General features: G+C 60.9%; 11 protein-coding genes. All 11 read left to right on the plus strand.

What is annotated here, in order from left to right; all coding sequences use genetic code 11:
- On the plus strand, positions 1-325 hold a 325-nt coding region (gene rpsC / locus EOC06_RS43645; protein ID WP_245470113.1), incomplete at its 5' end, for a 30S ribosomal protein S3.
- Positions 326-352: 27 nt separating this feature from the next.
- Complete coding sequence (gene rplP, locus EOC06_RS27185) at positions 353-766, plus strand: 50S ribosomal protein L16 (protein ID WP_013531427.1); 414 nt, start codon at positions 353-355, stop codon at positions 764-766.
- Between the two features lie 13 nt (positions 767-779).
- Positions 780-980: a 50S ribosomal protein L29 gene (gene rpmC, locus EOC06_RS27190; RefSeq protein ID WP_006205459.1), complete on the plus strand. Its 201-nt coding sequence runs from the start codon at positions 780-782 to the stop codon at positions 978-980.
- Between the two features lie 11 nt (positions 981-991).
- Positions 992-1,231, plus strand: a complete 240-nt coding sequence (gene rpsQ / locus EOC06_RS27195) for a 30S ribosomal protein S17 (RefSeq protein ID WP_010909280.1) — start codon at positions 992-994, stop codon at positions 1,229-1,231.
- Positions 1,232-1,314: 83 nt separating this feature from the next.
- On the plus strand, positions 1,315-1,683 hold the full coding sequence (gene rplN / locus EOC06_RS27200) for a 50S ribosomal protein L14 (RefSeq protein WP_006205457.1): 369 nt from the start codon (positions 1,315-1,317) through the stop codon (positions 1,681-1,683).
- Between the two features lie 12 nt (positions 1,684-1,695).
- Complete coding sequence (gene rplX / locus EOC06_RS27205; protein ID WP_013531428.1) at positions 1,696-2,010, plus strand: 50S ribosomal protein L24; 315 nt, start codon at positions 1,696-1,698, stop codon at positions 2,008-2,010.
- On the plus strand, positions 2,003-2,581 hold the full coding sequence (gene rplE / locus EOC06_RS27210; RefSeq protein ID WP_127270613.1) for a 50S ribosomal protein L5: 579 nt from the start codon (positions 2,003-2,005) through the stop codon (positions 2,579-2,581). Before rplX ends, rplE begins: the two co-directional genes overlap by 8 nt.
- A gap of 27 nt (positions 2,582-2,608) precedes the next feature.
- Positions 2,609-2,914 (plus strand): 30S ribosomal protein S14, encoded by a 306-nt coding sequence (gene rpsN / locus EOC06_RS27215; RefSeq protein ID WP_013895695.1) that lies wholly within the window; start codon positions 2,609-2,611, stop codon positions 2,912-2,914.
- A gap of 12 nt (positions 2,915-2,926) precedes the next feature.
- On the plus strand, positions 2,927-3,325 hold the full coding sequence (gene rpsH, locus EOC06_RS27220; RefSeq protein WP_013531431.1) for a 30S ribosomal protein S8: 399 nt from the start codon (positions 2,927-2,929) through the stop codon (positions 3,323-3,325).
- Between the two features lie 89 nt (positions 3,326-3,414).
- On the plus strand, positions 3,415-3,948 hold the full coding sequence (gene rplF, locus EOC06_RS27225) for a 50S ribosomal protein L6 (protein ID WP_013895694.1): 534 nt from the start codon (positions 3,415-3,417) through the stop codon (positions 3,946-3,948).
- 124 nt (positions 3,949-4,072) lie between these two features.
- On the plus strand, positions 4,073-4,291 hold a 219-nt coding region (locus EOC06_RS27230; RefSeq protein ID WP_281062114.1), incomplete at its 3' end, for a 50S ribosomal protein L18.

Genomic DNA, 4,291 nt, shown 5'->3' on the forward strand with positions numbered 1-4,291 from the left:
GAAGCGTGCCGTTCAGTCGGCGATGCGCCTCGGGGCCGAAGGCATCCGCATCAACTGCGCCGGCCGCCTCGGCGGCGCCGAGATCGCGCGCATGGAATGGTATCGCGAAGGCCGCGTGCCGCTGCATACGCTGCGTGCGGACGTCGACTACGGTACGGCCGAAGCGCACACGGCTTATGGCATCTGCGGCGTCAAGGTCTGGGTGTTCAAGGGCGAAATCCTTGAGCATGACCCGATGGCTTCGGAGCGTCGGGCCAGCGAAAGCGACGCAGCGCATGGCGGTGGTGGTGATCGCGAACGCGGTCGTCGTCGCGAAAACGCCTGAGACATTTAGGAATTTGGAGTTAGAACGATGCTGCAGCCAAAGCGCACAAAGTTCCGCAAGCAGTTCAAGGGCCGTATCCATGGTACCGCAAAGGGCGGCACCAACCTGGATTTCGGTGGTTTCGGGCTGAAGGCGCTTGAGCCGAACCGCGTCACCGCACGTGAGATCGAGGCGGCCCGCCGCGCGATCACGCGTGAAATGAAGCGCGCTGGTCGCGTCTGGATCCGTATTTTCCCGGACGTGCCGGTCACTTCGAAGCCGACCGAAGTCCGCATGGGTAAGGGCAAGGGTGCGGTCGACTACTGGGCGGCGCGCGTCAAGCCGGGCCGTATCATGTTCGAGATCGACGGCGTCAATGAAGAAACCGCCCGTGAGGCACTGCGTCTCGGCGCGGCCAAGCTCTCGGTCAAGACGCGCTTCGTGCAGCGCATCGCAGAATAAGGACGGGCTGATCATGAAAGCCGAAGACATCCGGACCAAGACCCAGGACCAGCTGACCGACGACCTGGCCAGCCTGAAGAAGGAGCAGTTCAACCTGCGCTTCCAGAAGGCCACCGGCCAGCTCGAGAAGACCGCGCGCGTGAGACAGGTCCGTAAGGATATTGCGCGTATCAAGACCATCGCTGCGGAAAAGTCCGCGGCTAAGAAGGCTTAAGGACGAAAACCATGCCAAAGCGCATTCTGCAGGGCACCGTCGTCAGCGACAAGAACGAGAAGACGGTTGTCGTCAAGGTCGAACGGCGCTTCACGCATCCCGTGATGAAGAAGACCGTGCGCATGACCAAGAAGTACAAGGCGCACGACGAAAACAACGCCCACAAGGTTGGCGATCAGGTGTTCATCCAGGAATCGAAGCCGATTTCCAAGGACAAGCGCTGGATCGTCGTGTCTTCGGACCAAGCCTGACCTCGGGCGTAAACAACGAATTTTGGACAGACCGGGGAGGGGCTTTGAGCCCATCCCGTTAGAAGAGAAGAAGGCGGCCAGTCATGATTCAGATGCAAACAAACCTCGACGTCGCGGATAATTCCGGCGCCCGTCGTGTCATGTGCATCAAGGTGCTGGGCGGCTCGAAGCGGAAATACGCTTCCGTGGGCGACATCATCGTGGTGTCGATCAAGGAAGCCATTCCGCGCGGCCGCGTAAAGAAGGGCGATGTGATGAAGGCGGTCGTGGTTCGCACGGCCAAGGACATCCGCCGCCCGGACGGCAGCGTGATCCGTTTCGACAAGAACGCGGCCGTTCTCGTCGACAACAAGAAAGAGCCGATCGGCACGCGTATCTTCGGACCGGTTCCGCGCGAACTCCGCGCCAAGAACCACATGAAGATCATCTCGCTCGCGCCTGAAGTGCTGTAAGGAGCCGGACCAATGCAAAAGATTAGAAAAGGCGACAAGGTCGTCGTGCTGGCCGGCAAGGACAAGGGCCGTTCGGGCGAAGTCCTCTCGGTGCAGCCGAAGGAAGACACCGCGCTGGTGCGCGGCGTCAACATGATCCGTCGTCACCAGAAGCAGTCCCAGTCCCAAGAGGGCGGGATCATCACCAAGGAAGCGCCGATCCAGCTGTCGAACATCGCGCTGGCCGACCCCAAGGATGGCAAGCCGACCCGCGTCGGTTTCATCTTCCAGAAGGACGGCAAGAAGGTGCGCGTCGCCAAGCGCTCGGGAGAAGTCATCAATGGCTAAGGCTCAATCCAAGCAGGCGACCGCGAACAACACGCCGCGCCTCAAGCAGGTCTACAACGAGACCATCCGCAAGGCGTTGCAGGAACAGTTCGGCTACGACAACGAGATGCAGGTTCCGCGCATCGACAAGATCGTGCTGAACATGGGCGTTGGCGAAGCGACCGCCGATTCGAAGAAGCCTTCGATCGCGGCCGAAGACCTGGCGATGATCGCCGGCCAGAAGGCCGTCGTCACCCGCGCCCGCAACTCGATCGCCGGCTTCAAGGTCCGCGAGAAGATGCCGATCGGCGCTAAGGTCACGCTGCGCAAGGAACGTATGTACGAGTTCCTCGACCGTCTCGTGAACATCGCACTGCCACGCGTCCGCGACTTCCGCGGGCTCAATCCGAAGAGCTTCGATGGCCGTGGCAACTACGCCATGGGCATCAAGGAACACATCGTGTTCCCGGAGATCAACTACGACAAGGTTGATCAGATCTGGGGCATGGACGTCATCGTTTGTACGACTGCGAAGACGGATGACGAAGCCAGGGCATTGCTCAAGGCTTTCAACTTCCCCTTCCGCCAGTAACGGCAGCGAGAAAAGGAAAAATCTGAAATGGCAAAGACCAGCTCAGTCGAGAAGAACAACAGGCGCCGCAAGCTTGCCGACCAGTACGGTCCCAAGCGCGCTGCCCTGAAGGCGATAATCATGGATCAGTCCAAGCCGATGGAAGAGCGTTTCCGCGCTCAGCTCAAGCTTGCCGCCATGCCGCGCAACTCGGCCAAGATCCGCATCCGCAACCGCTGCGAAGTCACCGGCCGTCCGCGCGCCTACTATCGCAAGCTCAAAGTATCGCGCATCGCGCTTCGTGATCTCGGCAATAACGGCCAGATCCCGGGCCTGGTCAAGTCGAGCTGGTAAGGAGGACATAACATGTCATTGAGCGATCCTCTCGGCGATATGCTGACCCGCATCCGCAACGCGTACGGCCGCAAGAAGTCGAGCGTTTCGACGCCGGCTTCGCGTCTGCGCACCCGCGTCCTCGACGTGCTGAAGGCTGAAGGCTATATCCGCGATTACAGCCAGACCGACTTCGACAACGGCAAGTCCGAAATCGAGATCGAGCTGAAGTATTTCGACGGCGCGCCGGTCGTGCGCGAAATCGCCCGCGTCTCGAAGCCAGGCCGCCGCGTCTATGTGTCGGCCAAGTCGATTCCGCAGGTCGCCAACGGCCTCGGCATCGCCATCCTTTCGACACCGAAGGGCGTGATGGCCGACCATGAAGCACGTGAACAGAACGTCGGCGGTGAGATCCTCTGCCAGATCTTCTGATCTGGCAGTTGACCGCAAAGTGGAATCCGGTCTTCGGATCGTTCCCGAAGACAGAGACCTGAAACAAGAGAAGTGACGAGGACAACAAAATGTCTCGTATTGGAAAGAAACCCGTTTCGCTGCCGCAGGGCGTGACCGCGACCGTCAACGGCCAGACCGTGACGGCGAAGGGCCCCAAGGGTGAGCTGAAGTTCGTGGTGAACGACGAAGTGCTGGTCAAGATGGAAGGCAGCGAGATCGCTGTCCAGCCGCGCGACCAGACCAAGACCGCCCGCTCCAAGTGGGGCATGTCGCGCACGCAGATCGTCAACATCCTGCAGGGCGTCAAGGACGGTTTCGAGAAGAAGCTCGAGATCACCGGCGTCGGCTATCGCGCGGCACTTCAGGGCAAGAACCTGCAGCTGGCGCTTGGCTTCAGCCATGACGTCGTCTATGAGACGCCGGCCGGCATCACCATTACCGTGCCGAAGCCGACCGAAATCACCGTGGCCGGCATCGACAAGCAGCAAGTCGGCCAGGTTGCGGCCGAGATCCGCGAGTATCGCGGTCCCGAGCCCTACAAGGGCAAGGGCGTCCGCTATGCCGGCGAGAAGATCGTCCGCAAGGAAGGCAAGAAGAAGTAGCGGGCCTGGCCTCGAGAAGTTGAGGCCAAGCCAAGAAGTGTAACGCCGCGGGGAGCGGTCGCGGGAGGCGCTTTTGCCTACCGCATATGGCGGCCCCCGTTTTTTGAAGGCAAGGAAGACCATCATGGGTACCAAGGAATCCACGCAGCGCCGCGCGCAGCGCGTCCGTCGTCAGATCAAGAAGGTCGCCGGCGAGCGTCCGCGTCTGTCGGTCCACCGCACGTCGAAGAACATCTACGTGCAGGTCATCGACGACGCCAAGGGCCACACCATCGCTGCCGCTTCGACGCTTGAGAAGGACCTCAAGGGTTCGCTCAAGACCGGCGCCGACACCGCCGCCGCC

The sequence above is a fragment of the Mesorhizobium sp. M7A.F.Ca.MR.362.00.0.0 genome, assembly GCF_004023175.1.
In the GTDB taxonomy this organism is placed as follows: Bacteria; Pseudomonadota; Alphaproteobacteria; order Rhizobiales; family Rhizobiaceae; genus Mesorhizobium.